This window comes from Streptomyces rishiriensis (assembly GCF_030815485.1).
GTDB classification, from domain to species: Bacteria; Actinomycetota; Actinomycetes; order Streptomycetales; family Streptomycetaceae; genus Streptomyces; species Streptomyces rishiriensis_A.
This window is the reverse complement of sequence record NZ_JAUSWV010000002.1, coordinates 3,656,256-3,680,953: the sequence shown is the minus strand read 5'-3', so window position 1 is coordinate 3,680,953 and position 24,698 is coordinate 3,656,256. Positions and strand designations below refer to the sequence as shown.

23 protein-coding genes are annotated in these 24,698 nt (G+C 72.6%); 13 read left to right on the top strand and 10 right to left on the bottom strand.

The window, feature by feature from the left end:
- Nucleotides 1-43: 43 nt before the first annotated feature.
- A complete protein-coding gene (locus QF030_RS18735) occupies nt 44-2,539 on the bottom strand; it encodes an FtsX-like permease family protein (protein WP_307163825.1) in 2,496 nt (831 codons plus the stop codon).
- Nucleotides 2,533-3,309, bottom strand: coding sequence for an ABC transporter ATP-binding protein (locus tag QF030_RS18730; protein WP_307163824.1), 777 nt, complete (start codon nt 3,307-3,309; stop codon nt 2,533-2,535). Before QF030_RS18730 ends, QF030_RS18735 begins: the two co-directional genes overlap by 7 nt.
- A 133-nt stretch (nt 3,310-3,442) precedes the next feature.
- Here QF030_RS18730 and QF030_RS18725 point away from each other — a divergent pair, with 133 nt between their 5' ends.
- Entirely contained in the window at nt 3,443-4,843 is a 1,401-nt protein-coding gene (locus QF030_RS18725; protein ID WP_307163823.1) for a sensor histidine kinase, read from the top strand.
- 17 nt (nt 4,844-4,860) lie between these two features.
- On the top strand, nt 4,861-5,475 hold the full coding sequence (locus tag QF030_RS18720; protein ID WP_307163822.1) for a response regulator: 615 nt from the start codon (nt 4,861-4,863) through the stop codon (nt 5,473-5,475).
- 73 nt (nt 5,476-5,548) lie between these two features.
- On the opposite strand, the gene QF030_RS18715 is transcribed toward QF030_RS18720, so the two are convergent.
- Nucleotides 5,549-6,031 (bottom strand): GNAT family N-acetyltransferase, encoded by a 483-nt coding sequence (locus QF030_RS18715; protein WP_307163821.1) that lies wholly within the window; start codon nt 6,029-6,031, stop codon nt 5,549-5,551.
- A gap of 109 nt (nt 6,032-6,140) precedes the next feature.
- Here QF030_RS18715 and QF030_RS18710 point away from each other — a divergent pair, with 109 nt between their 5' ends.
- On the top strand, nt 6,141-6,944 hold the full coding sequence (locus QF030_RS18710; RefSeq protein ID WP_307163820.1) for an exodeoxyribonuclease III: 804 nt from the start codon (nt 6,141-6,143) through the stop codon (nt 6,942-6,944).
- A gap of 198 nt (nt 6,945-7,142) precedes the next feature.
- Here QF030_RS18710 and QF030_RS18705 read toward each other — a convergent pair whose 3' ends face one another.
- Nucleotides 7,143-7,787, bottom strand: coding sequence for a MerR family transcriptional regulator (locus QF030_RS18705; RefSeq protein WP_307163819.1), 645 nt, complete (start codon nt 7,785-7,787; stop codon nt 7,143-7,145).
- Nucleotides 7,788-7,927: 140 nt separating this feature from the next.
- On the opposite strand from QF030_RS18705, the gene QF030_RS18700 reads away from it, so the two are divergent.
- The 4 genes from QF030_RS18700 (at nt 7,928) to QF030_RS18685 (ending at nt 11,779) form a co-directional block, all read left to right on the top strand.
- The gene (locus QF030_RS18700; protein WP_307163818.1) at nt 7,928-9,436 is read left to right on the top strand and encodes a flavin-containing monooxygenase; all 1,509 of its coding nucleotides are present in this window, start codon (nt 7,928-7,930) and stop codon (nt 9,434-9,436) included.
- Nucleotides 9,433-10,539, top strand: a complete 1,107-nt coding sequence (locus QF030_RS18695; protein ID WP_307163817.1) for an alpha/beta fold hydrolase — start codon at nt 9,433-9,435, stop codon at nt 10,537-10,539. The genes QF030_RS18700 and QF030_RS18695 overlap by 4 nt, the downstream gene beginning before the upstream one ends.
- Entirely contained in the window at nt 10,536-11,420 is an 885-nt protein-coding gene (locus QF030_RS18690) for an SDR family oxidoreductase (protein ID WP_307163816.1), read from the top strand. The genes QF030_RS18695 and QF030_RS18690 overlap by 4 nt, the downstream gene beginning before the upstream one ends.
- Nucleotides 11,421-11,512: 92 nt before the next feature.
- Nucleotides 11,513-11,779: a hypothetical protein gene (locus QF030_RS18685; protein WP_307163815.1), complete on the top strand. Its 267-nt coding sequence runs from the start codon at nt 11,513-11,515 to the stop codon at nt 11,777-11,779.
- A 187-nt stretch (nt 11,780-11,966) separates the two neighbouring features.
- Here the strand turns inward: QF030_RS18685 and QF030_RS18680 are convergent, their stop codons facing one another.
- Entirely contained in the window at nt 11,967-15,311 is a 3,345-nt protein-coding gene (locus tag QF030_RS18680) for a S41 family peptidase (RefSeq protein ID WP_307163814.1), read from the bottom strand.
- A gap of 183 nt (nt 15,312-15,494) precedes the next feature.
- Here QF030_RS18680 and QF030_RS18675 point away from each other — a divergent pair, with 183 nt between their 5' ends.
- The 6 genes from QF030_RS18675 to QF030_RS18650 all read left to right on the top strand — a co-directional run bounded on the left by QF030_RS18675 (nt 15,495) and on the right by QF030_RS18650 (nt 20,653).
- The gene (locus QF030_RS18675; protein WP_307163813.1) at nt 15,495-16,103 is read left to right on the top strand and encodes a TetR/AcrR family transcriptional regulator; all 609 of its coding nucleotides are present in this window, start codon (nt 15,495-15,497) and stop codon (nt 16,101-16,103) included.
- Between the two features lie 125 nt (nt 16,104-16,228).
- Nucleotides 16,229-18,463 carry an MMPL family transporter gene (locus QF030_RS18670; RefSeq protein ID WP_307163812.1) on the top strand — a complete coding sequence of 745 codons (2,235 nt, stop codon included), beginning with the start codon at nt 16,229-16,231 and terminating at the stop codon, nt 18,461-18,463.
- Nucleotides 18,464-18,577: 114 nt separating this feature from the next.
- Nucleotides 18,578-18,778, top strand: coding sequence for a hypothetical protein (locus tag QF030_RS18665; protein WP_307163811.1), 201 nt, complete (start codon nt 18,578-18,580; stop codon nt 18,776-18,778).
- Between the two features lie 45 nt (nt 18,779-18,823).
- Entirely contained in the window at nt 18,824-19,315 is a 492-nt protein-coding gene (locus QF030_RS18660) for a YbaK/EbsC family protein (RefSeq protein WP_307163810.1), read from the top strand.
- Nucleotides 19,312-20,157 (top strand): EamA family transporter, encoded by an 846-nt coding sequence (locus QF030_RS18655; protein ID WP_307163809.1) that lies wholly within the window; start codon nt 19,312-19,314, stop codon nt 20,155-20,157. The genes QF030_RS18660 and QF030_RS18655 overlap by 4 nt, the downstream gene beginning before the upstream one ends.
- Before the next feature lie 223 nt (nt 20,158-20,380).
- Nucleotides 20,381-20,653: a DUF1876 domain-containing protein gene (locus QF030_RS18650; RefSeq protein ID WP_307167613.1), complete on the top strand. Its 273-nt coding sequence runs from the start codon at nt 20,381-20,383 to the stop codon at nt 20,651-20,653.
- Between the two features lie 93 nt (nt 20,654-20,746).
- On the opposite strand, the gene QF030_RS18645 is transcribed toward QF030_RS18650, so the two are convergent.
- From QF030_RS18645 to cbiQ, 5 genes are all read right to left on the bottom strand, one after another.
- A complete protein-coding gene (locus QF030_RS18645; protein ID WP_307163808.1) occupies nt 20,747-21,934 on the bottom strand; it encodes a serine hydrolase domain-containing protein in 1,188 nt (395 codons plus the stop codon).
- 75 nt (nt 21,935-22,009) lie between these two features.
- The gene (locus QF030_RS18640; protein ID WP_307163807.1) at nt 22,010-22,474 is read right to left on the bottom strand and encodes an organic hydroperoxide resistance protein; all 465 of its coding nucleotides are present in this window, start codon (nt 22,472-22,474) and stop codon (nt 22,010-22,012) included.
- A gap of 220 nt (nt 22,475-22,694) precedes the next feature.
- A complete protein-coding gene (locus QF030_RS18635; RefSeq protein WP_307163806.1) occupies nt 22,695-23,162 on the bottom strand; it encodes a MarR family winged helix-turn-helix transcriptional regulator in 468 nt (155 codons plus the stop codon).
- Nucleotides 23,159-23,911: an energy-coupling factor ABC transporter ATP-binding protein gene (locus QF030_RS18630; protein ID WP_307163805.1), complete on the bottom strand. Its 753-nt coding sequence runs from the start codon at nt 23,909-23,911 to the stop codon at nt 23,159-23,161. Before QF030_RS18630 ends, QF030_RS18635 begins: the two co-directional genes overlap by 4 nt.
- 23 nt (nt 23,912-23,934) lie before the next feature.
- On the bottom strand, nt 23,935-24,696 hold the full coding sequence (cbiQ, locus tag QF030_RS18625; RefSeq protein ID WP_307163804.1) for a cobalt ECF transporter T component CbiQ: 762 nt from the start codon (nt 24,694-24,696) through the stop codon (nt 23,935-23,937).
- Nucleotides 24,697-24,698: the final 2 nt, after the last annotated feature.

Below are 24,698 nucleotides of genomic sequence, written 5' to 3'. Positions count from 1 at the left end.
AGCCCCCGTCGGGTTACCGACGGGGGCTCTGTCGTGTTCGGGGTCATGGGCGGGTCGGGCGTAGTGCCGGTGTCGTCGTCGTCAGTGCCGTGGCCGTCGCGAGCAGGGCGCAGGCCGCCGTTGTCCAGGCGATCGCCTGCCAGGGCAGGACGATTGCCGCCGGGGCCGAGAGCAGGTGCAGGGCGGCGCTCAGGCCGGTCAGGTTGACGACCGTCACCAGGAGGCCCAGCAGCGCGCCCACCGCCACGGCGGTCAGCGCCTCCGTGGCGGCCAGTCGCAGTACCTGGCCGCCGGTGGCCCCGGTCAGCCGCAGGGCCGTCAGAGCGGGTCTGCGCTCGGCGGCCGCCATAACCAGGGTGTTGGCCAGCGAGATACCGGTGTAGAGAAGCGCGATGCCCAGGACGAGCAGCATGCCGAGCCGGGTCGTCCGGTTGGTCTGCGGGAGGGCGGCTCGCACCCACTGCGTGGTGTTCGTCACGCGTACCCCGTCGACGGTCCGCAGCCGTGCCGCGACCTCCGTCCGGTCGGCGCCCGCCCGCACGCGTACGTCCACGCGGTCCACGCCACCGCCACCGGCGTTGGCCGGGGTGACGTAGGCGCCGTTGTCGCCGGTGCCGACGGACAGTACGGCGGCGATCCGGAGGGTCTTCGGCGTCCCGTCTCCGAGCCACACCCGCACCCTTTGTCCCACCCGGTGCCGCGCCCACTCCTCGGTGACGACGATCGACCCGTCGTCGAGGTCGGCGAGCCGTCCGGCGGTCACCGGCAGCCGTACGGTGGCGGCGAGCAGTGCCGGATCGGCTGCCCTCGCCTCGGACTTCACGAGCGCCACGCCGTCCTCCAGCGTGAAGACGGCGGTGGCGGAACTGGCCGACACGACCGTGCCGGGCACCTTTCGCAGCCGTTCCAGTGCGCCTGTCCGCAGGGTTGTTCCGTCCTGCGGTGTCACCACGAAGTCGGCGGACGTCTGCTGCCGTACCTCCGCCGCCCGCGCCGCGCCGATCGTGGCCGTCGCGCCCAGCAGGGAGCCCGCGAGCGCGACGGTGACCAGGACGGGCGCGGCCACCGCGGCGGTACGGCGGACCCCGGTGACCGCGTCGGCCCGCGCCAACATCCCGATCGGGCCCGGCCATCGGGGGACGAGCGGACGGACCGTCAGGGGCGACAGCAGAGCGACCGCCGTGATGAGCATCATGGGACGGCTGATGTACGACTTGCGGTGCAGCAGCTCGCCGGGGTCGGTCACGAGCGTGTACGCCAGGGTCGCGACCGCCGCGAGCAGCAGTGCCGTACCGCACACGCGCCGTCCGCGGGTCAGCGCGCGCCCGTCGACGGAGGCTTCGCGCAGCGCCTGGGCCGGGGCGGTGCGTCCGGCCCGCCAGGACGCCGTGAGCGCACCGCACAGGGCGACCAGCAGGCCCGTCCAGAAGGCCAGATGGTACGGCCAGACGCCGGCCGACGGGCCGCCGATCGCGTACCAGTTCGGCGCGAGCCCGCCGTCGACCACCAGCTCGGCCAGGAGCGGCGCGCCGTACGTGCCCAGTCCGCAGCCCGTCGCGGAGGCGAGCGTGCCGACCAGCAGGGCCTCCGCGAGGACCGACCGCCGGAGCTGGGCCGGTGTCGCCCCGGCGGTGCGCAACAGGCCGAACTCGCGGCGCCGTCGGTCGACCGCGAAGGCGAAGGTGGAGGCCACGACGAAGACGGACACGAAGGCGGTCACGCCGCCCGCCGTGCCGAACAGGGCGTTCAGCGCCGTCAGGGCCTCGGCGTCGCGGTCCGGGTCGGCGTCGGCCAGCCGGCGGGCGTCCCCGGTGAGGATCCGTACGTTCTCGTCGGTGACCGCCGCCCGTACGGCCGCCGCGTCCGCCTCCACGACCAGCTGGGTCGATTCCGGGGCGAGGCGGGCGGCTTGGGCGTCCGGGAAGAACACGGCGTGCTCGAATCCGAGTTCGAGGTCTGGTCCGGAGCCGGAGCCGGAGTCGTGGTCGTACCCGTGGTCGTGGTCGTGGTCGAGTTCGCGTGCCGTGCGGGCCGTTCCGACCACGCGCAACGGTCCGGCCGTGGTGCGCAGTCGGGTGCCTACGGTCGCCCAGTCGCCGCTGGTCACCACCTCGTCGGCCGCTGCCGGGGCCCGGCCCGAGGTCAGCCGGTAGGGGGCGAAGCGGGCCGTCGACCAGGGGTGGCCGACCAGGTCGTCCGGCGCGGCGGGGGCGCCGTCCGCGCGGACCGGGAAGGAGCGGTCCTCGGTGACCGGGCCGAGCGCGCGGAGCGCGGCGACGGTCCCGGCGGGCACCGGCCGCGGCCGGGCCAGCCGCTCGGTCCGCTCACCGGTGGGGGTCGTCACCCGCAGGGTGTCCTGGCCCCCGACCACCACCGGCGCCGCCGCGAACCGCTCCGGCGCGCGCTCCGGCGCGTCCAGTGACGCGGCCAGCGCCTGCCCCGTCACGGTAAGCAGCGCGACACCGAGCGCGAGGGCGACGAAGCTGCCGGCGAAGGCGGCCCATCGGGCGCGCAGCGTGTGCCACGCGACGCTCAGCACGCGGCGCCCGCCGGGGAGAGCGCGGCGCCGTCGGCCGCGGTCTCCAGCCCCGCCATCCGGCTCGCGATCGTCTCCGGGTTCGCCCCGGCGCCGTGGAGTTCGCCGTGGACGCGCCCGTCGACCAGGAAGACCACCCGGTCCGCGTAGGAGGCGGCGAGCGGGTCGTGGGTGACCATGACGACCGTGCGGCCGGCCTGGTCGACCAGGGAGCGCAGCAGCGTCAGTACCTCGCGCCCGGTACGGGTGTCCAGCGCGCCGGTCGGTTCGTCGCCGAACAGGACCTCCGGGCGGGTGATCACCGCGCGGGCCAGGGCGACGCGTTGCTGCTGGCCGCCGGAGAGCCGGTCCGGGCGGTGACCGGCTCGGTCGGCGAGTCCGACCTGCCGCAGCGCGTCGCGGACCTGTGCCCTGGACGGGCGGCGGCCGGCGAGCCGCAGCGGGAGGGCGACGTTCTGCTCGGCGGTGAGGGCGGGCAGCAGGTTGAACGACTGGAAGACGAAGCCGATCCGCTCCCGGCGCAGCAGGGTCAGCCGCCGCTCGCTCAGGCCGGTCAGCTCGGTCCCGCCGATCCGCACCGACCCCGAGGTCGGCCGGTCCAGCCCGGCGGCGCACTGGAGCAGCGTCGACTTGCCCGAGCCGGACGGCCCCATGACGGCGGTGAACGAGCCCTCGGGAAGGGCCAGAGTGACGTCGTCGAGCGCGCTCACTCCGGTGCCCGCGGCACCGTATCGCCTGCTCACGGCGGTCAGTTGGACGGCGTGTGTGGTCATGGCCCAACGAAACCGCGCGCGCCCCGGTCCGGTCTCTGGGGCAGGACCGAGACCTGGGGTAGGGCCAGGTATACCCCCGGGACTCCGGTCAGGCCGATGGCTCCGGCGCGGTGACCCTTCTACGGTGATCCGCATGCACCCCCCAAACGTGTGGCAGGCCATGACCCGTCCGGGTTACCTGCTGTCGTCGTGGCCCTGGCGGGCCGTCGCCTATCTGCTGACGGGGGCGGTCACCGGAGCCGCCGTCCTCGTGGCGCTGGTCGCGCTGGTGGCGGCGGGCGGTGTCCTGGCGCTCGTTCTCGTAGGGCTGCCGCTGCTCGCGGCCGTCGCCTTCGCCGGGCTGCCGGTGGCCGCCCTCGAACGGCACCGGCTGCGGCTGGTCGACGCGGACGACGCGCCCGGCGCGCATGTCGAGCCCGCGGCGCCGGGTCTGCGCAGCTGGCTCACGACCCGGCTGCGGGAACGGGCCACCTGGCGCGAACTCGGCCACACCCTCCTCGCCGCGTGCCTTCTCTGGCCGGCCGAGGCACTGCTGCTGACCGTCGCCCTGTTCGTCCCCCTCGCGACGGTCGCGGCCCCACTGCTGATGGCGACGGCCGGTGAGGGACGTGAGACGAAGGTGCTCAAGGTGTGGACGGTGACCGGCTGGCCGGCCGCCTTCGGCGCCGCCGCGCTGGGCGTCCTGCTGCTGGCCGCGGGCGGGTACGTCCTCGGGGCGGCGGCGGGCGCCCGGGCCGCGCTGACCCGGCTGCTCGTCGCCCCGCGCGGGGGCGACCCGCAGACCAGGGTCGTGGAACTGACGCGCTCACGCGCGCGGTTGGTCGACGCGTTCGAGGGGGAGCGCCGGCGGATCGAGCGCGACCTGCACGACGGTGCCCAGCAGCGTCTGGTCGCGCTCACCATGAACCTCGGTCTGGCCCGGCTCGACGCCCCGCCCGGCGGGCCCCTCGCCGAGCAGCTCGCCCGGGCCCACGAGGAGGCGGGCGCGGCCCTCGCGGAGTTGCGTGAGCTGATCCACGGCATCCATCCCCAGGTGCTCGCCGACTACGGCCTGGAGGCGGCCGTCGCCGACGCGGCCGACCGCTCGCCCGTTCCCGTGGACGTGGAGTTCGCCGGGCCGGCGCCGCGGCTTCCGCAGGCCGTGGAGGCCGCCGCCTACTTCGTGGTCCGCGAGGCGCTGGCCAACGTGGCCCGGCACAGCGGGGCGCGGCGGGCACGCGTGCGTGCGGAGCACCGGGACGGGCGGCTGCTCGTCCTGGAGGTGGCCGACGACGGCCGCGGCGGCGCCGACAGCGCCCGCGGCACCGGCCTCACCGGTCTCGCCGACCGGGTGTCGGTGCTCGATGGAAGACTGACGCTGACCAGCCCGCCGGGCGGACCGACCCTGCTGCGTGTGGAGATCCCTTGCGAGCCGAGCCAGCCGAGCCAGCCGAGCCAGCCAGGCCAGCCGAGCCGACCGAGCCCGTCGGACGGGGCGAACGGGCCGAACGGGGTGAACGGGCGGACGGGGACGGTCACCGAGGCCTCCGCGTAGTCCTCGCGGAGGACGGCGTGCTGCTGCGCGACGGCCTGACGACGCTGCTCACCCGTTTCGGGCACGAGGTCGTGGCGGCGGTGGGCGACGCGCCCGGTCTGCTGCAGGCGGTCGCCGACCACGCGCCCGACGTCGTCGTGACCGATGTCCGGATGCCGCCCGCCTTCCAGGACGAGGGGCTGAGGGCGGCGGTCCGGCTGCGGGCGGAGCGGCCCGGGCTGCCGGTGCTCGTCCTCAGTCAGTACGTGCAGCGCGCGTACGCGGCCGAGCTCCTCGACTCCGGCGACGGCAGCGGCGTCGGCTATCTGCTCAAGGACCGGGTCGGCCAGGTGGAGCAGTTCGTGGACGCGCTGCGCGAGGTCGCGGCCGGCGGCACGGTCGTCGACCCGGAGGTCGTACGGCAACTGCTGCGTCGGCGTCGTGACCCGCTGGCCCGGCTCACCCCGCGCGAGCGGGAGGTGCTGGCGCTGGTGGCGGAGGGGCGGTCCAACGGTGCGATAGCCCGTCAGCTGGTGGTGTCGGAGGCGGCCGTCGGCAAACACATCGGCGGCATCCTCACCAAGCTGGACCTGCCCCCGGCCGACGACACCCACCGTCGCGTCCTGGCGGTGCTCGCCTACCTCAGAAGCTGAGGTTCTCCGGGAGCCGGGCGATCTCAGGAGCCAAGGTGCTTCAGGGGGCGAGGTGCTTCGGGAGCCGAGTGCTTCAGGAGCCGAGCGGCTTGGCGTAGCAGCGGCTGTCCTCGTACTCGCGGTAGTAGCCGAACTTCGTGCACGGCGTGTACCCGCTGGAGGTGTACAGGGCGATGGCCTCGGGCTGCTGGGTGCCCGTCTCCAGGACCATCCGGACGCGGCCGGCCGCCCGCGCGTCCTCCTCCAGGGCGGTGAGCATCCGCCGGGCCAGTCCTCTGCCGCGCATCTCCCGGATCACGAACATCCGCTTCAGTTCGGCGTCGCCGTCCTCGTGCCCCTTGCCGTCGGCGTCCTGGCTGCGCCAGCCGCCCGTGGCCACCGGCCGGTCCAGCTCGTCGTAGGCGATGAGGTAGATGCCGTGCGGCCGCCGGAAGTCGGACGGCTCCAGGACCGTGGCGTCACCGCCGTCGCCGTAGCGCTCGTGGTATTCGGCCTGGACCTCGTCGTTGAGCTTGACGGCGTCGGGGTGGTCGAAGGCGACCGGGCGTATATTCATGCTGCTCACAGTACTTGTATGCACAATCCTGGAAAAGTGGATGCGGACCCGCTCCAGTGTGCCGGTATCCGCCGCGGGTCCGCGCGGGGCCGGCCTGTATCGTGCCCGGGTGCTGACCGTGACCTCCGTGAATGTGAATGGACTGCGTGCCGCCGCGAAGAAGGGCTTCGTGGAGTGGCTCGCGGACACCTCCGCCGACGTGCTGTGCCTCCAGGAGGTGCGTGCCGAGGCGGGGCAGCTGCCGGAGGCGGTCCGGGCCCCGGAGGGCTGGTTCGTCACCCACGCGCCGGCCGCCGCGAAGGGTCGCGCCGGTGTCTCGCTCTACAGCCGCCGTGAACCGGACGCCGTCCGGATCGGCTTCGGCTCGTCCGAGTTCGACGGCAGCGGCCGTTACGTCGAGGCCGACCTGCCCGGTGTGACGATCGCCTCCCTGTACCTCCCCTCCGGCGAGGTCGGCACCGACCGGCAGGACGAGAAGGTCCGCTTCATGGGGGAGTTCCTGGCCCACCTCAAGGACCTGCGCGTCCGGGCCGCCGCCGACGGCCGCGAGGTCCTCGTGGTGGGTGACTGGAACATCGCCCACCAGCAGGCCGACCTGAAGAACTGGCGGTCCAACGCCAAGAGCTCCGGCTTCCTGCCGGAGGAGCGCGACTGGCTGACCCGGGTCTTCGACCCGGCGGACGGCGGCTACGTGGACGTCGTGCGGTCGTTGCACCCCGACGTGACGGGGCCGTACACGTGGTGGTCGTACCGGGGCCGGGCGTTCGACAACGACTCGGGATGGCGCATCGACCTCCACGTCTCGACGCCCACCCTCGCGGACAAGGCCGTCAAGGGTTTCGTGGAGCGGGCGGCCACGCACGGCGAGCGCTGGTCGGACCACGCTCCGGTGACCGTGGTCTACGACCTCTAGGGCCGTCGCGAGTACGACCCGGACGCGACCTTCAGGGCGACCGCACGTACGACTTGAGGATGACGGCGAGCACGACCCGGGAACGTCCGCGAGTGCGACCGCAGGTAGGTCATCGAGTGTGAACGCCGACGCGCTCCTCGACTGTGACCGCCGACGCGCTGTCGGGCGTGACCGCCCGCGCGCTGTCGAGCGTGACCGCTAGCGCGGGTTGTGCAGCCGTCGGTCCAGGGCGAGGGACAGTTCCGCCTCGACCACGCTGCGGGCCAGTGGGCGCAGGCGGGGCAGGTCGTCCTCGGTCGCGTGGCGCAGGATCAGGTCGGTGAAGAGGGTGGCGAGGGCGTCGGCGTGTTCGCGGACCCGGACGCCGGCCGCCAGCACCTCGGCGAGCGGGATGCCCTCGCGGACCAGGGCGGAGGAGACGTCCAGCAGGCGGCGGCTGATGTGGACGATCTCGTCGCCGTCGGTGCCCAGGTAGCCGAGGTCCAGGGCCGCGGCGAGGTTCTCGGTGGTGACCTGGCCCTCGAAGCGCGCGGCCAGTTCCTCGGGGGTCAGACGGACCGGTTCCTCCTCGGTGGGGCCGCCGACGCCGAGGAGGTCGGCCACGCCGCGGCCGTGGTCGAGGGCGTCCGCCAGCTCGGCGATGCCGGTGAGGGTGTGGCCGCGTTCCAGCAGCGCCGCGATCGTGCGCAGGCGGGCCAGGTGGTGCTCGTCGTACCAGGCGATACGGCCCTCGCGGCGGGGTGGCGCGAGGAGTTTGCGCTCGCGGTAGAAGCGCAGGGTGCGCACCGTGATGCCGGCCTCCGCGGCCAGCTCCTCCGTTCGGTACTCCCGCTTGTCCGTCACGGACGCAGCCTATGTTGTACCGCCGGTAACTTTCCCTCCCCCGGCCCTACCCATCGGTACGGAGCTGCTCTACGCTCCCATTGCGCCAGTGTTCACTGGCAGAGTCCGTAGAGTCGCACGCACGGCTAGGAGGTGTCGGGATGACCGAACACGTACGGGTGGCGGTGATCGGGTCCGGTTTCGGTGGACTGGGGGCGGCCGTTCGGCTGCGCCGCGAGGGGATCACCGACTTCGTCGTCCTGGAGCGGGCGGGCAGCGTCGGCGGGACCTGGCGGGACAACAGCTACCCGGGCTGCGCCTGCGACGTGCCCTCCCACCTGTACTCGTTCTCCTTCGCGCCCAACCCGGACTGGCCGCGCACCTTCTCCGGGCAGGAGCACATCCGCGCCTACCTGGAGCACGTCGCGGATGTCTTCGGACTCCGTCCCCACCTCCGGTTCGACTCCGAGGTGCTGCGGATGACGTGGGACGCGCAGGAGTTGCGCTGGGACATCGAGACCGTCGGCGGCCGGTACTCCGCCGAGGTCGTTGTGTCGGCCACCGGGCCGCTGTCCGACCCGAAGATCCCGGAGATCCCCGGCCTGGACACCTTCCCCGGCAAGGTCTTCCACTCGGCCCGCTGGGACCACGACCACGATCTCGCCGGGCAGCGCGTCGCCGTGGTCGGCACCGGCGCCTCCGCCATCCAGATCGTGCCCGCCGTGCAGCCCGACGTCTCCAGGCTGACGCTGTTCCAGCGCACCCCGCCCTGGGTGATGCCCCGCGTCGACCGGGCGATCAGCGGCGCGGAGCGCGCCCTGCACCGGTCCCTGCCCGTCACCGCCCGACTGCGCCGAGGGCTGCTGTGGGGCATCCGGGAACTGCAGGTCCAGGCGTTCACCAAGCACCCGAACCAACTCGGCTTCGTCGAGCAGCTCGCCAAGCAGAACATGGCCCGCGCCATCAAGGACCCGGCCCTGCGCGCCAGGCTCACCCCGGACTACCGCATCGGCTGCAAGCGGATCCTGCTGTCCAGCACCTACTATCCGGCCCTCGCGCAGCCCAACGTGGACGTCGTCGCGAGCGGGCTGAGCGAGATCCGCGGGTCCACGCTGGTCGCCGCCGACGGCAGCGAGGCCGAGGTCGACGCGATCGTCTTCGGCACCGGCTTCCACGTCACCGACATGCCGATCGCCGAGCGGGTGGTGGGCGCCGACGGGCGGACGCTCGCGGAGAGCTGGAAGGACGGCATGGAGGCCCTGCGCGGCGCCTCCGCGGCCGGCTTCCCCAACTGGATGACGATCATCGGTCCCAACACGGGCCTCGGTAACTCCTCCATGATCCTGATGATCGAGTCCCAGCTGAACTACATGGCCGACTATCTGCGCCAGCTCGACGTCCTCGGCGGGGGCGCGGCGCTGGACGCCCGGCCGAGCGCCGTGCACGCCTGGAACCGCCGGGTGCAGGACCGGATGAAGCGGACGGTGTGGAACACCGGCGGCTGCACCAGCTGGTACCTGGACGCCAGCGGTCGCAACACCACCATCTGGCCCGGCACCACGGCCGAGTTCCGGCGGGCCACCCGCCGAGTGGACCTCGCGGAGTACGAGGTCCTGCGCGCACCCGCCGTGAAGAAGGCCGTCGAGAAGCAGGACGAGGTGACGGCATGACCTCGTCCGCCGAGCCCTCCAGCCAGTCCGCCGCGCGCGCCGAGCTCTCCGGCCCGTCGGCCGAGCGCGTCGAGCCGTCCGGCCCGTCCGCCGAGCCCTCCAGCCTGTCCGTCGAGCGCGTCGAGCGCGTCGAGCCCTCCGGCCCGTCGGCCGTCGAGCCGTCCGCCCTCTCCGCCACGCTCTCCGGCCCCTCCGTCAAGTCTTCAGCCCAGCGCTCCGGCACATCTGGTGCGTCCTCGCGTGAGCTCACCGCCGTCTCCGCCGACGGCACGCTCCTGCACGTCGAGGTTCATGGCCCCGAGGGCGCGCCCGCCGTCGTCCTCGCCCACGGCTGGACCTGTTCCACCGCGTTCTGGGCGGCCCAGATCCGGGACCTGGCCGTCGACCACCGGGTCATCGCCTACGACCAGCGCGGACACGGACGCACCGGGCCGAGCCCGGCGTGCAGCACGGACACCCTCGCCGACGACCTGGAAGCGGTCCTCACCGCGACGCTCGCACCCGGCGAGAAGGCGGTCATCGCCGGGCACTCCATGGGCGGCATGACGGTGCTGGCGGCAGCCGCCAGAGACGTCTTCCAGGAGCATGCGGCGGCCGTCCTGCTGTGCAGCACCGGCGCCTCGGGACTGGTCGCCGAGTCCACCGTCCTGCCCCTGCGGCCCGGCCCGTTGCGGACCTGGCTGACCCGGCACATCCTCGGGTCGAGGGCGCCCCTGGGACCGGTCACTCCCCTCGCGAAGCGGATCCTCAAGTACGCCACGATGGGCGCGGATTCCGCCCCGCACATGGTGGACGCGTGCGCCCGTATCGTGCACGCCTGTCCGCGCACCGTGCGCTACACCTGGTCGCACGTGCTGAACCTGCTCGATCTCGACCACGGCGTACGGGAGTTGCGGGTGCCCACGGCGGTGATCGTCGGCAGCGGCGACCGGCTCACCCCGCCGGTGCACGCCCGTCGGATCGCCGCCGCGCTCCCGCACTGCGTGGGCCTCACCGAACTGCCCGGCCTCGGCCACATGACGCCGGTCGAGGCGCCCGACCTGGTCACCGGCCGGATCCGGGAACTCGTCACCGTATACGCACAGTTGGAGGAGGGCGCATGAGCAGGGTCAGTCTCGAAGGGCAGGTCGCCGTCGTGACCGGGGCAGCGCGGGGCGTCGGGGAGCTGCTCGCCCGCAAGCTCTCCGCACGCGGTGCGAAGGTGGCGCTGGTCGGTCTGGAGCCGGACGCGCTCAAGCAGGTCTCGGAGCGGTTGCACAGCGACAGTGACCACTGGTACGCCGACGTCACCGACCACGAGGCGATGGCCCGGGTCGCGGCGGAGGTGAAGGAGCGCTTCGGCAAGGTGGACATCGTGGTCGCCAACGCCGGTGTCGCCAACGGTGGTCCGTTCGCCGACTCCGACCCGGAGGCCTGGCGCCGGGTCATCGAGGTCAACCTGATCGGGTCGGCGGTCACGGCCCGCGCCTTCCTGCCGCTGCTGCGCGAGAGCCGCGGCTACCTGCTCCAGATCGCCTCGCTCGCCGCGATCACGCCGGCGCCGATGATGACCGCGTACTGCGCGTCCAAGTCGGGTGTGGAGGCGTACGCGCACAGCCTGCGCGCCGAGGTCGGTCACCTGGGTGTCCGCGTCGGTGTCGGCTACCTGTCCTGGACCGACACCGACATGGTGCGGGGCGCCGATCAGGACGAGGTGATGCGGGAGTTGAGGCAGCGGCTGCCGTGGCCGTCGAACAAGACGTACCCGCTGGGGCCGGCCGTCGACCGGATCGTGGCGGGGATCGAACGGCGGTCGTCGCACGTGTACGGGCAGTGGTGGCTGCGGGGGATGCAGGGGGTGCGTGGCTATCTGCCCGCGCTCATCGGGACGGTGGGCCAGCGCGAGATGAAGCGGTTCGCGCCCCGGCTGCACGGCATGCGGACGGGGCTGGTGGGCGCGGGCGGCTCGGCCGACGAAGAGGCGAGGGCTACGCAGCGTAGTTGATCGAGATGCGCGCGGTGAGCGCCCGTGTGAATCTGGTCGAGGCCCCACCAAGGGGCCCCAACCCCCCTCATCTCCTACAGGAGTGAACCCACATGGGTATGAAGGACAAGTTCCAGGACCAGTCCGAGCAGATCAAGCAGCAGGCCAAGCAGAAGGTCGGGCAGGCCAAGGAGCAGGCGCAGCAGCGTGGCAAGCAGCGTCCGGGCGAGCGTCCCGGTGAGCGTCCCGGTGAGCGTCCGGGCGAGCGGTCCGGTGAGCGTCCCGGCGAGCGCCCCGGTGAGCGTTCCGGCCAGCGACCCGGCCAGGACACGGAGCGTATGCGGCGCGATGACGACGACCGTATCGGCCAGGACTTCTAGCCGAACCCGGTCTGCGCGATGACGTGGGGCGCCCTCCCTTCCAGGAGGGCGCCCTGCCTCTTTGCCGAAACCGTCGCCGGCTGTTTGCCGAAACCGTTGTCGGGACCGTTGCGTCGTTGCGCCGGCCGCTGCCGGGTCCATGGCGAGATCCGTTGCCAAGTCCGTCGCGAGGTCCGTCGAGAAGACCCTAGAGCTGCCGGCGGGGAGGCAGTTCGGGCCGGGAGCGGTCGGGGACGTCGTCGTAGGTCGGCGGGGTGGCCGGAGGGCGGGTGGCGAGGAGGTCCAGGGCCAGCCGTACGGCGTCGTCGAGTTGGGCGTGGCGGCCCTCGGCCCAGTCGAGCGGGGTGCGCAGCACCTCGAGGTCGGGAGTGACACCCTTGTTCTCCACGGACCAGCCGTAGGCGTCGAACCAGGCGGCGTTCATCGGGACGGTGATGACCGTACCGTCGCCGAGCCGGTGGCGGCCGGTCATGCCGACCACGCCGCCCCAGGTGCGCTGGCCGACCACCGGGCCCAGCTTCAGCAGCTTGAATGCGGCCGTGATCATGTCGCCGTCCGAGGACGTCGCCTCGTCGGCCAGGGCGACCACCGGGCCCCTCGGCGCGTTCGAGGCGTACGACACCGGCTGGGCGTCGCGGGTGAGGTCCCAGCCCAGGATCGTGCGCGTCAGTTTCTCCACCACCAGCTCGCTGATGTGCCCGCCCGCGTTGCCGCGCACGTCCACCAGCAGCGCCGGCCTGGACACCTCCATCCGCAGGTCGCGGTTGAACTGGGCCCAGCCCGAGCCGCCCATGTCGGGGATGTGCAGATAGCCGCACATGCCACCGCTCAACTCGTGTACCACGGCCCGCCGTTTGGCCACCCAGTCCTGGTAGCGCAGGGGGCGTTCGTCGACGAGCGGGACCACGGCCACCCGGCGCGGACGGCCCGGCTCGCCCTGGGCAGGGGCGAAGGTGAGTTCCACCGTGGTGCCGCCCGCGCCCGCGAGCAGCGGGTACGGGCCGGTGACCGGGTCGACCCGGCGTCCGTCCACGTGGGTGAGGACCGCCCCCTCCCGGATCCCGGTCCCGGCCAGCGGTGAACGCGCCTTGGAGTCGGAGGAGTCACCGGGCAGGATCCGCCGGACGGTCCAACCCGCGTCCCGGCGTACGAAGTTGGCGCCCAGCAGGCCCTGGAGGCGCTGGTAGTGCGGCGGCCCCTCGTTGCGGCGGGCGGCGGTGACGTACGCGTGGGAGGTGCCCAGCTCGCCCAGCACCTCACGCAGCAGATCCGCGAACTCGTCGGGTGACGCGACGCGTTCGACCAGCGGCCGGTACTGGTCCAGGACCGCGTCCCAGTCGATGCCGCACATCCCCGGGTCCCAGAAGTAGGCGCGGATCAGCCGCCCGGCCTCCTCGTACGACTGACGCCACTCGGCGCCCGGGTCGACCTCGTGCGGGATGCGCCGCAGGTCGATCCAGACCGTGGAGTCCAGGTCGCCGGACTCGGCCGACGGCACCGCCCGCAGGTCGCCCTCGTCGACCACGACCAGCCGGGAGCCGTCCCCGCTGAGCGCGAACCAGTCGAGGTGGTCGACGAGTTCGGACTTCTTCGCCTTGCTGATGTTGAAGTGTTCGAGCGTCGGCCGCCCGCTGGTGTCGTCCGGGTTCGCGAAGGTCTCGCCCAGCGCCCCCGAGATCGGCCAGCGCAGCCACACCAGTCCGCCCCCCGCCACCGGGTACAGCGCCGAGTACTTGGACGCCGGTACCGGGAACGGCGTGACGCGGTTCTCCAGCCCCTCGACCTCGACGGTCACGGCTCCGTCGCCGCGCTCGTCGTCCTCCACCGGGTCCAGGCCCCCGGCGGCGGGCCGGCCTTCCGGGGTCAGGGCGAAGGGCGAGGGGGTCGCCGACGACAGCGGCACCAGGTAGGGGCGGCAGCCCAGCGGGAAGGACAGGTCCCCGGTGTGCACGTCGTACACCGGGTCGAAGCCGCGCCAGGAGAGGAAGGCCAGGTAGCGGCCGTCCCGGGTGAAGACCGGGTTCTCGTCCTCGAAGCGGCCGTTGGTGACGTCCACGATGAGCCGGTCCTTCATGCGGGCCATCTTGATCTGCCGCAGCGACCGGCCGATCCCCGGATGCGACCAGGTCAGCCAGCTCCCGTCGGGGGAGAAGGCCAGGTCGCGCACCGGTCCGTTGACGGACGAGATCAGCTCGGTGACCGAGCCGTCCTGCGCCGAACCGTCCTGGTCCGAGCCGTCCTGGTCCGAGCCGTCCTGCTCCGAGTCGCACGAGTCCTCCTTGCCCGCGTCGTCCGATCCGGTGAGGTCGTCGGACACGGTGATGAGGAGCAGCCGTCCGTCGTGCGCGGCGACGGCGAGCCGCTCGCCCTCGGGATCGGACACCATCTCCAGCACCCGTCCGAGCCGCCCGGAAGCCAGCCGTCGGGGCGCGCGCTCGCCGGTGGCCCGGGGCAGCCGGGCGATCTCGACGGCGTCCTCGCCCTCCGCGTCGGTCACGTAGGCGATCCGGCCGCCCGAGCCGAGCATCTCGGGCAGCCGCACCCGTACGCCGGGGGTGTCGGCGATCGTCCGGGCGGGGCCGTCGCGGTGCGTCAGCCAGTACAGGCTGCCGCGTACGACGACGGCGCTCGCCCGTCCCGTCTCGTCGACGGAGATGCCGTCCACGTGCTGGGCGGCCGGGATCTGGTAGGGCCGCCGGCCCGCGCGCGGTCCGCTGAGCCGTACGTCGATCCGGCGCGGCTCCGAGCCGGCGTCGAGGTCGTCGACGATCCACAGGTCCCCGGCGCACTGGTACACCACCCGGGTGCCGTCGCTGGAGGCGTGCCGGGCGTAGAAGGCGTCGTGGTCGGTGTGCCGGCGCAGGTCGGAGCCGTCGTGGGCGCAGGAGTAGAGGTTGCCGACGCCTTCGTGGTCGGAGAGGAAGGCGATCCGTCCGCCGACGAAGAGAGGGGAGTGCAGATGGCCGTCGAGGTTGGCCAGGAGCCGCTGTCCGTGCAGCCACAGGCGGCCGGTCGCGCCGCCCCGGTAGCGTTTCCAGGCGGCGGGTTCGTGCGGCGGGGTGCCGGTGAGCAGGAGGGTCCTGCGTTCGCCGTCGATGTCGGCGGTCTGGAGGTCGGAGACCGGGCCCCAGGGAAGTTTGCGGCCGGGGGCGCCGTCGGTGGGGACCTTGTAGGCCCAGGTGAAGTAGGAGAAGGGCTCGCCGTGGGAGGCGACGGCGAGGATGTCGGCGTTGCCGTCCGGGTCGGGGGGTGTCCAGCCGCAGACCTGGGTGTCGGCGCTGCCCCAGTACGTCAGTCGCCGTCCCGGTCCGCCCTCCACCGGGACCAGATGGATCTCCGGGACGAGGCTGCGCCAGCTCGTGTACGCGATCAGGCTTCCGTCGGGTGAGAACCGGGGGTGTCCGGCCTTGGTGCGGTCGACGGTGAGCCGCCAGGCGCGGCCGGGTTCGGCCAGGGGGGCCAGCCAGAGGTCGTCCTCGGCCACGAAGCACAGCAGGTCACCACTGAGGTGGGGCAGACGCAGATAGCTCACCTCCCCATGCTTTTCCGGCGAAAGGGGCCGGGCAACTCGTGCGGCGGGCCCCGTTCGCCTTATGCGCCCTTCACGTTCGTGAGCCAGCACACGTACGAAACGGTTTCGTTTCGCAGGTCCTCAGGGTATGTTCATGGTGTACGAGACGAGTTGGCATGACGACGGGGCAGGAAGGTGAGTGGCATGACTGAGATCGCAACGGCGCGTCGCAGTCGCATCACGCCCGAGCGCGAGGCCGAGCTGTACCGGGCCGTGCTCGATCTGCTCCGCGAGGTCGGTTACGACGCCCTGACCATGGACGCCGTGGCCACCCGTACCCGGTCCAGCAAGGCCACGCTCTACCGCCAGTGGGGCGGCAAGGCCGAGCTGGTGGCGAAGGCGGTGCGGCACGACAAGCCGGGCGCCGCCGCCGGCGGTGTCGACACCGGATCGCTCAGGGGTGACCTGCACGCCCTCACGATGCGGTCGGACGACTGCGAGATGGAGCAGAACTCCGCGCTGATGCGAGGCCTGGCCATGGCGATCCATGGCAACCCGGACCTCCTGAGGGCGTTCAAGGAACATCTCGTCGAGCCGGAGATGGCGGAGTTCCGCAATGTGCTCCAGCGGGCGATCGACCGGGGCGAGATCCGTGCGGACAACCCGGCGATCGACTTCGTGCCGCACATGATGATCGGCGCGTTCGCCGCCCGCACCATGCTCGACGAGCAGCCGCCGACGCAGGCCTTCCTGCTCTCGTACATCGACGCCGTGGTCCTCCCTGCCCTCGGCGTCTCCACCACCACTGCCTGACCGTCCCCACGGTTCGCCCATCCTGACGTCACCGCTCACGTCGTCGGGCCGATCAGCCCTGCCCTCCCCGCCGGGCTGGTCAACCCTGCCCTGCACACACACGACCTGACCGGGAGTACGCCTCCGTGGCCACGTTCCTTTACAAACTCGGCCGGTTCGCCTTTCGGCGACGCCACTTCGTCGCCCTCATATGGGTGGCCCTGCTGACCCTCGCCGGCGTCGGCGCCGCCTCCGCGCCCGCCGCCGGCACGACCTCCTTCTCCATCCCCGGCGTCGAGGCCCAGAAGGCCTTCGACCTGCTGGAACAGCGCTTCCCCGGAGCCAGCGCCGACGGCGGTACCGGGCGCCTCGTCTTCAAGGCGCCCGAGGGCCAGAAGATGACGGACGCCGCCAACAGGGCGACCGTCGAGAAGACCGTCAAGGCGCTGAGCGACGGCTCCGAGGTCGTCTCCGTCACCGACCCGTTCACGACGAACGCCGTGAGCAAGGACGGCACGGTCGCCTACACGTCGGTGAAGTACGACGCTCCCGGCATGGAGCTGAAGGACTCCACCAGGGACGCCCTCGAGGCGGCCGGGGACGAGGCCCGGGCCACCGGACTGACCGTCGACGTCGGAGGCGACGCCCTCCAGGCCGGCGCCGAGCCCGGTGCGATCGGCGAGGTCATCGGTCTCGCGATCGCCGCCGTCGTCCTCGTCATCACCCTGGGCTCACTGGTCGCGGCCGGACTGCCGCTGCTGACGGCGATCATCGGTGTCGGCATCGGCGTCTCCACCATCACCGCCCTCGCCAAGGCGCTCGACCTCGGCGACACCACCTCCACCCTCGCGCTGATGATCGGCCTCGCGGTCGGCATCGACTACGCGCTGTTCATCGTCTCCCGCTACCGCAGCGAGCTGGCCGAGGGACGCGACCGCGAGGAGGCGGTCGGCCGCGCCACCGGCACCGCCGGCTCGGCGGTGGTCTTCGCCGGCCTCACGGTCGTGATCGCCCTCGCGGGCCTCGCGGTCGTCAACGTGCCGATGCTGACCAAGATGGGCCTCGCGGCGGCGGGCACGGTCGTGGTGGCCGTCCTCATCGCGCTGACCATGATTCCGGCACTGCTGGGATACGCGGGCAAGAAGGTCAAGGCCACCGGCGAGAAGCGCAGGCCGGCCGGCGACAAGGGCGCCCGGGCCCAGCAGGGCACGTCGGCCAAGCCCGGACCGGGCGTGCGCTGGGCGAGCTTCGTGATCCGTCGCCCGGCCGCCGTGCTGCTGCTCGGCGTGGTCGGACTCGGCGCCGTCGCCGTCCCCGCCACCCAGCTGGAGCTGGGCCTGCCCGACGACGGCTCACAGCCGACGTCCACGACGCAGCGCCGGGCGTACGACCTGCTGTCGGAGGGCTTCGGCCCGGGGTTCAACGGCCCCCTGATGATCGTGGTCGACGCCAAGAACAGCGACGACCCCAAGGCGGCGGCCACCACGGTCACCGACGGGATCAAGGACCTCGAGGACGTCGCGACCGTCACCCCGGCGATGTTCAACAAGGCCGGCGACACCGCCACGATCACCGTGATCCCGGACTCCAAGCCGTCCTCGGTCCAGACCGAGGACCTGGTGCACGCCATCCGTGACCAGGGCGTGGACGTCAGGGCCGACACCGGCGCGCAGGTGCTGGTCACCGGCACCACCGCGATGAACATCGACTTCTCGCAGAAGCTCAACGACGCGCTGATCCCGTACCTGGGCCTCGTCGTAGGCCTGGCCTTCCTGCTGCTGATCGTGGTCTTCCGCTCCATCCTGGTCCCGCTGAAGGCGGCCCTCGGCTTCCTGCTCAGCGTGCTCGCCGCGCTCGGCGCCGTGGTCGCGGTCTTCCAGTGGGGCTGGCTCGGCGGCCTGATCGGCGTCGAGGAGACCGGCCCGATCATGTCGATGATGCCGATCTTCATGGTCGGCGTGGTCTTCGGCCTCGCGATGGACTACGAGGTGTTCCTCGTGACCCGCATGCGGGAGGCGTACGTCCACGGCGAGAGTCCGAGCCAGGCCATCGTCACCGGCTTCCGGCACAGCGCCAAGGTGGTGGCAGCCGCCGCGATCATCATGATGGCCGTCTTCGGCGGCTTCATCAGCTCCAGCGAGTCGATGATCAAGATGATCGGCTTCGGCCTCGCGATCGCCGTCTTCTTCGACGCGTTCATCGTGCGCATGGCCATCGTGCCGGCGGTGCTGGCCCTGCTCGGCAAGAAGGCCTGGTGGCTGCCGAAGTGGCTGGACCGCGCCCTGCCCAACGTGGACGTCGAGGGCGAGGGCCTGAAGACCCCGGCCGACGCCGCCTCGTCCGGGGGCGGCGACGAGGACCGGGAACTGGCCCGCGCCTGACGTACCGGTCCACCTGAAGACCGCCGGTGAGGGCTCCGTGGGGACGGGGCGCCCTCACCGGCTTCTTTTTCGCGGCGGCCGCGGTCGGCCGGGGCGATCGTCCATGATGTCCGTGTGACCCACCGCATCAGTGCCCTGATCTCGGCCTTCGGCGTGCTCGTCGGCCTCCTGCTGCTCGTCCTGGCCGTGCGCGAGTACCGCGACGGGGCCTCGGCTCTCTGGATCGGGGCCGGAGCCGCGATCCTCCTCGGTGCGACGTACGCGCTCGTGCGGGACGTACGGCGGCTTCGCTCGGGCCCGGCGTCGTGGGCGTGAGAACCCGCTCGCGTGCCCTGTGCACCGGCCGCTAGCGTGCCGTGCATGACGACGACAGCCGCGCATCCCCGATTCGCCGAGGCGCTGCACGACCTGGGCCTCGACCAGGTGCTCAGCCGGGTCCGCCGCTTCCCCGAGGCGACCAGGACCGCCGCCGAGGCCGCCGCCGCGATCGGCTGTGAGCTGAGTCAGATCTGCAAGTCGCTGATCTTCGCGGCGGACGGCGTGCCGGTACTGGTGCTGATGGACGGGGCCTCGCGCGTCGACCTGGAGCTGGTGCGCGGCGAACTGGGAGCGGAGCAGGTGACCCGGGCGAACGCCGACGTCGTACGGGAGAGCACCGGGTACGCGATCGGGGGCGTGCCGCCCTTCGGGCACCGGACGCGGACGCGGGTGCTGGCCGACCGGAACCTGCTCGCGCACGGCGTCGTGTGGGCCGCCGCCGGGAACCCGCACGTCGTCTTCCCCATGGCGCCCGAGGACCTCGTCGCGCACGCCGACGCGACGCTCGTGGACGTGCGCGAGCCCATCGCGTGACCCCGCTGGTCACCGCGGCCGTCCTGTGCGCCGCGTTCGCCCACGCCGGCTGGAACGCCATCGCCCACCGGATCACCGACAAACTCGTCGGGTTCGCCCTGATCGCCGGCGGCGGCATGCTCATCGGGCTCGCGCTCGTGCCCTTCGTCGCCTTCCCGGCGACCCGCGCGTGGCCGTACCTGCTGTCCTCCGCCCTCATCCACATCGCCTACTACGCGCTGCTGATGCGGTCGTTCCGGCTCGGCGACTTCGGACAGGCCTACCCCATCGCGCGCGGCTCCGCGCCGCTCGTCGTCACCGTCCTCGCCGCCGTCTTCGCGCACGAGGTGCCGGACGGCTGGGCAGCCGCCGGGGTCGCGCTGTCCTGCGCGGGGCTGACCGGCGTCGCCCTGTGGGGACTGCGCGGCCGGCGCCCGAACTGGGCGGCGATCGGCGCCGCGCTGGCGACCGGCCTGACCATCGCCGCGTACACCGTCGTCGACGGGCTCGGCGTCCGCGCCTCCGGCTCCTCCCTGGGCTACATCGCCTGGCTGATGGCGGTGCAGGGGGTCGTCATCCCGGCGTACGCCGTCCACCGCCGGCGCGGGCGGACCCTTGCCGTGCTCCGTCCGTACGCCGCCGTGGGCCTTCTCGGCTCCGCGCTGTCCGTCCTCGCGTACGCCCTCGTCCTGTGGGCACAGACCCGCGCCGAACTCGCGCCGATCGCGGCGCTGCGTGAATCGTCGGTCATCGTCGGAGCGGCCATCGGCGCGCTGTTCTTCAAGGAGCGGTTCGGTGTGCCCCGGCTCGTCGCCGCCGGGCTGCTGGTCGTCGGCATCGGGTTGATGCTGCACACCGGCTGACCTCGTGTCCGGGACGACACCGTTCGTCCCTGACGCTCTCGACTCATACCTCAGGCGGACCGGCCGGGACGGGACCTCAGGCGGACCGGTCGGGAGGGGGACGCCGTGCCGATGCGGCGTCCCGGACGGAACGGGTCTGCTGCACCGAGCCGACTGGGTGCGGTCGTCCGCTCGCAGGAGCACCCTGGAAGGAGGACTTCCGGAGGTGACCGCCATGACCACCATGCACACCGCTGTCGGATGGCATGTCGAGCTGGAGTTCGAGGAGGACGGCCGGCACACACGCGCGGTCGCACTCGTACGGCTGCCCGACGGGGCCGAGATCAAGACTCATGGGCATGCCACCCGGCACAACGTGGACATCGACCAGCCGCGGGTCGGCGAGGAGATCGCCGGCGCCCGCGCCCTCAACGAGATCGCCATGCGCTTGTTGACCAAGGCCCATGTGGAGATCGACGACGACTCGGGCCACAGGTCGCACTCGATCAACGTGTGAGACCTGAGAGGCGGGAGGCGAGGCGCGGGTCGTGAGACCTGTGGCGTGCGCGGCGTAGGTGGATGCCCGGACGGGCCGTGAGGCGGGCGGGTGTCAGCGCCCGGCCGCCAGGGCCGTCCGCAGCGCCCGCAGCAGCGCTTGGGCGCGCGGGTCCGCCGTCACGCTCGTCCGGAAGCCGTTGGTGACATAGCCGAAGGCGATCCCCGACTCGGGGTCGGCCAGGCCGAGCGCGCCCCCGCGGCCCGGGTGGCCGAAAGCGGTGGGGGACAGCAGTGGGGACGCGGCTCCGTGCAGCATGTAGCCGAGGCCGAACCGGGTGTTCACGACGAGCACCCGGTCGGGCCCCGAGGACTGCTCACGGCGGGCCAGTTCCATCGTCTCCGGGCGCAGCAGCCGCACCCCGCCCGCCACCTCGCCGATCAGCGACGCGTAGAAGCGGGCCAGGCCGTCGGCGGTGGCGATGCCGTTGGAGGCGGGGAGCGCCGCGGCTCGGTAGGAGGGGTCGTTCTCGTCGGGCAGCGGGGTGATCGCGGCGAAGGCGCGGCGGGTGAGGGAGGCGGGATCGGCGTAGGCGGCGGTGACGGCCGGCTTGGGCCGGGTCCTGAGCGCCCCGCGGTGCGCGGGTGCGTCCACCTGCCCCACCCGCCCCACGCGCGCGTGGCTCGCCCGTGGAAGCCCGAGCCACAGGTCGGCCCCGACCGGGCCCGCGATCTCGTCGGCGATGTACTCGCCGATGGTCCTGCCGGTGATCCGGCGTACCAGCTCGCCGGTCAGCCAGCTGTACGTCTGCGCGTGGTACCCGTGGTCCGTACCGGGCTCCCAGGCCGGCGCCTGCGCCGCCACCGCCGCCGCACCGAGGTCGGGGTCGGCGGCCTCGGCGGGGGTCAGCGGCCGGTCCAGCACGGGCACGCCCGCGCGGTGTGCGAGCAGGTGCCGGACGAGGGTCCGCTCCTTGCCCGCGGCCTTGTACTGCGGCCAGTAGGCCCCCACGGGCGCGTCCAGGTCCAGCTCGCCGCGCTGGTGCAGCAGCAGGAGCGCGGCGGCGGCGACGCCCTTGGTCGCCGACCGCACGATCTGCGCGGTTCCCTGTTCCCAAGGGGCCGCGGGGTCCGCGCCGTCAGCGCCGTCGACGTCCCGCGTGCCGGCCCACAGGTCGACGACCTTGTGCCCGTCCCGGTAGACGGCCACCGCCGCCCCCCGGTCCCCGAGCACCTCGAAGTTGGCCGCGAACGCCTCCCGGACCGGCTCGAAGCCCTCGGCCACCGCACCGTTCACGTCCACGCCCGCACCCCTTCGTCTGACCGCCTTCAACTCCTCGGGGAACGCCTCCGTCGGGCCTGCGATTCCTTCGTTCTCCTAGCCGAGAATGATCGTTACGTCGATGTTGCCGCGGGTGGCGTTCGAGTAGGGGCACACCTGGTGCGCCGCGTCCACGAGCTTTCCGGCGAGTTCCTGGTCGAGGACGGGGAGCGAGACGCTGAGCGCGACGGCGAGCCCGTAGCCCTTGGTCCGGTTGGGGCCGATCCCGACCTTCGCCGCCACCGTGGATCCCGTGAGGTCGAAGCCCGCGCGGTTGCCGACGAGGATCAGGGCGTTGTGGAAGCAGGAGCTGTAACCGGCCGCGAAGAGCTGTTCCGGGTTGGTGCCGTTGCCGTCGCCGCCCAGCTCCGGCGGCATGGCCACCTTCAGCTCGATCTGGCCGTCCTGGCTGGTCACGTATCCGTCGCGGCCGCCGTGCGCGGTCGCCTCGGCGACGTACGTGATCTTCGTCGGACGGGTGTCGACGGTGTGGACGGTGTCAACGGCGCTGCCGTCGGTCACGGCGGGACCTCCCCCGGGAACTTGCCCCATAGCTGGCCTTGCCCAATTGCATCGTGCACAAGGTACCGGCCGGTACGTGGGTGCGCTTCCCTCAGGGGGAGGTGACCGAGGGTAACCCGGCGGTCGGGCGGCAGCGGCGACGGCAACGGAGGAGACGGCGGGGACGCGGCGGGGTCCCGCACGGTCGGTGGGTGCGGTCCGCCGCGTCCTGGGCCCGTGGTCAGCGGGTGTGGTCCGCCGCGTCCTGGGCCCGTTGCGCGAGCTGCCACAGCTCCTCGCGCAACCGCGTGACCTCCGCCGTCCCGAGGCCCGTCGTCGCGAGCAGGGTGCCGGGTACGCGCTCCGCGCGACCCTTCAGTTCCTCGCCGCGCCCGGTGCACGCGACGAGGACCGAGCGCTCGTCCCGTGCCGAGCGCTCCCGGCGCACCAGCCCCGCCGCCTCCAGTCGCTTCAGCAGCGGCGACATCGTGCCGTAGTCCAGGCGCAGGGCCGCCGCCAGTTCCTTGACGGTCGTCTCACCGCGCTCCCACAGGACCAGCAGCACGAGGTACTGGGGGTAGGTGAGCCCCAGTTCGTCCAGCAGCGGCCGGTACGCGGCCGTCACGGCACGCTGAGCCGCGTACAGCGCGAAGCACAGCTGCTCGTCGAGGAGCAGCGTGCCGTCGGCGGTGGGTGCCTCGTTCGTCACGCGCCCATTGTCGCGGAGCGCGGGTCGAACCCGAAGGGCAACTCCAGGCGATGCGCGCGCATGAGGGAGTCGTCGGCGAGCAGATCGCCGGTCCGGCCGTCCGCCGCGATCACGCCCTCGCTCAGGATGAGAGCGCGCGGGCACAGCTCCAGGGCGTACGGCAGGTCGTGCGTGACCATGAGCGCGGTGACGTCCAAGGACCTCAGGATGTCGGCCAGTTCGCGGCGTGAGGCGGGGTCGAGGTTGGAGGACGGCTCGTCCAGGACCAGGATCTCCGGCTCCATCGCCAGTACCGTGGCGACGGCCACCCGGCGCCGCTGGCCGAAGGACAGGTGGTGCGGCGGACGGTTCTTGAACTCCGCCATGCCGACCTGCTCGAGGGCGTGGTCGACCCGCGCCTCCAGAGCGGCCCCCTTCAGCCCGGCCGCGGCCGGTCCGAACGCCACGTCCTCACGGACCGTCGGCATGAACAGCTGGTCGTCCGGGTCCTGGAAGACGATGCCGACCTTGCGGCGGATCTCGGCCATGTGCTGCTTGCCGACGGGCAGTCCGGCCACCGTCACCGTGCCCGCGCCGCCGGTCAGGATGCCGTTCAGGTGCAGTACGAGGGTGGTCTTCCCGGCGCCGTTGGGGCCGAGCAGCGCGACCCGCTCGCCTCGCGCGACGGAGAAGTCCACGCCGAACAGGGCCTGGTGGCCGTCGGGGTAGGCGAAGGCCAGACCGGCCACTTCCAGGGAGGGCGTGGGCATCACGGGGGGCGTCACGGCGTCAGTCACAGGGACCATCCCAACACGCAGACCGTGAGGGCGGCGAGCGGGAGGGTCAGCGCGTACGACCACTGCGCCCGTGACGCGTTCACCTCGTCGATCACCGGCATCGAACCGGCGTACCCCCGGCTGATCATGGCCAGATGCACGCGCTCGCCGCGCTCGTAGGAGCGGATGAACAGCGCGCCCGCCGACTTGGCGAGGACCCCCCAGTGCCGTACGCCCCGCGCCTCGAAGCCGCGCGACTCCCGGGCGATCCGCATGCGCCGCATCTCGTCCGTGATGACGTCGCCGTAGCGGATCATGAAGGACGCGATCTGCACGAGCAGCGACGGCAGCCGCAGTCGCTGGAGGCCGAGGAGCAGTTCGCGCAGCTCCGTGGTGGACGCCAGCAGCACCGAGGCGGCGACGCCCAGGGTGCCCTTCGCGAGGACGTTCCAGGCGCCCCACAGGCCGTTGACGCTCAGCGACAGGCCGAGGACGTCCACCCGCTCGCCCTCCGCCACGAACGGCATCAGCACCGCGAAGGCGACGAACGGCACCTCGATCAGCAGTCGTTTGAGCAGGAAACCGATGGGCACGCGCGCGTGCCGGGCGACGAAGGCCAGCAGGAGCGCGTACAGGCCGAACGCCCACATCGCCTCCCGTGGTGTCGACACGACGACCACCACGAAGCCGAAGACGGCGGCGAGCTTGGTGTGCGGCGGCAGGCCGTGCACGGGCGAGTGCCCGTGCCGGTAGAGCCGGTGTGCGTGTCCCGCGCCCATGA

Excerpts from the sequence above, each read along its gene's own strand:
- QF030_RS18730 (WP_307163824.1), bottom strand. The coding sequence starts at position 3,309 with ATGACCACACACGCCGTCCAACTGACCGCCGTGAGCAGGCGATACGGT.
- QF030_RS18685 (WP_307163815.1), top strand. The coding sequence starts at position 11,513 with ATGGGTATGAAGGACAAGTTCCAGGACCAGTCCGAGCAGATCAAGCAG.
- QF030_RS18695 (WP_307163817.1), top strand. The coding sequence starts at position 9,433 with ATGACCTCGTCCGCCGAGCCCTCCAGCCAGTCCGCCGCGCGCGCCGAG.
- QF030_RS18725 (WP_307163823.1), top strand. The coding sequence starts at position 3,443 with ATGCACCCCCCAAACGTGTGGCAGGCCATGACCCGTCCGGGTTACCTG.
- QF030_RS18675 (WP_307163813.1), top strand. The coding sequence starts at position 15,495 with ATGACTGAGATCGCAACGGCGCGTCGCAGTCGCATCACGCCCGAGCGC.
- QF030_RS18700 (WP_307163818.1), top strand. The coding sequence starts at position 7,928 with ATGACCGAACACGTACGGGTGGCGGTGATCGGGTCCGGTTTCGGTGGA.
- QF030_RS18715 (WP_307163821.1), bottom strand. The coding sequence starts at position 6,031 with ATGAATATACGCCCGGTCGCCTTCGACCACCCCGACGCCGTCAAGCTC.
- cbiQ (WP_307163804.1), bottom strand. The coding sequence starts at position 24,696 with ATGGGCGCGGGACACGCACACCGGCTCTACCGGCACGGGCACTCGCCC.
- QF030_RS18660 (WP_307163810.1), top strand. The coding sequence starts at position 18,824 with ATGACGACGACAGCCGCGCATCCCCGATTCGCCGAGGCGCTGCACGAC.
- QF030_RS18630 (WP_307163805.1), bottom strand. The coding sequence starts at position 23,911 with ATGCCCACGCCCTCCCTGGAAGTGGCCGGTCTGGCCTTCGCCTACCCC.
- QF030_RS18650 (WP_307167613.1), top strand. The coding sequence starts at position 20,381 with ATGCACACCGCTGTCGGATGGCATGTCGAGCTGGAGTTCGAGGAGGAC.
- QF030_RS18690 (WP_307163816.1), top strand. The coding sequence starts at position 10,536 with ATGAGCAGGGTCAGTCTCGAAGGGCAGGTCGCCGTCGTGACCGGGGCA.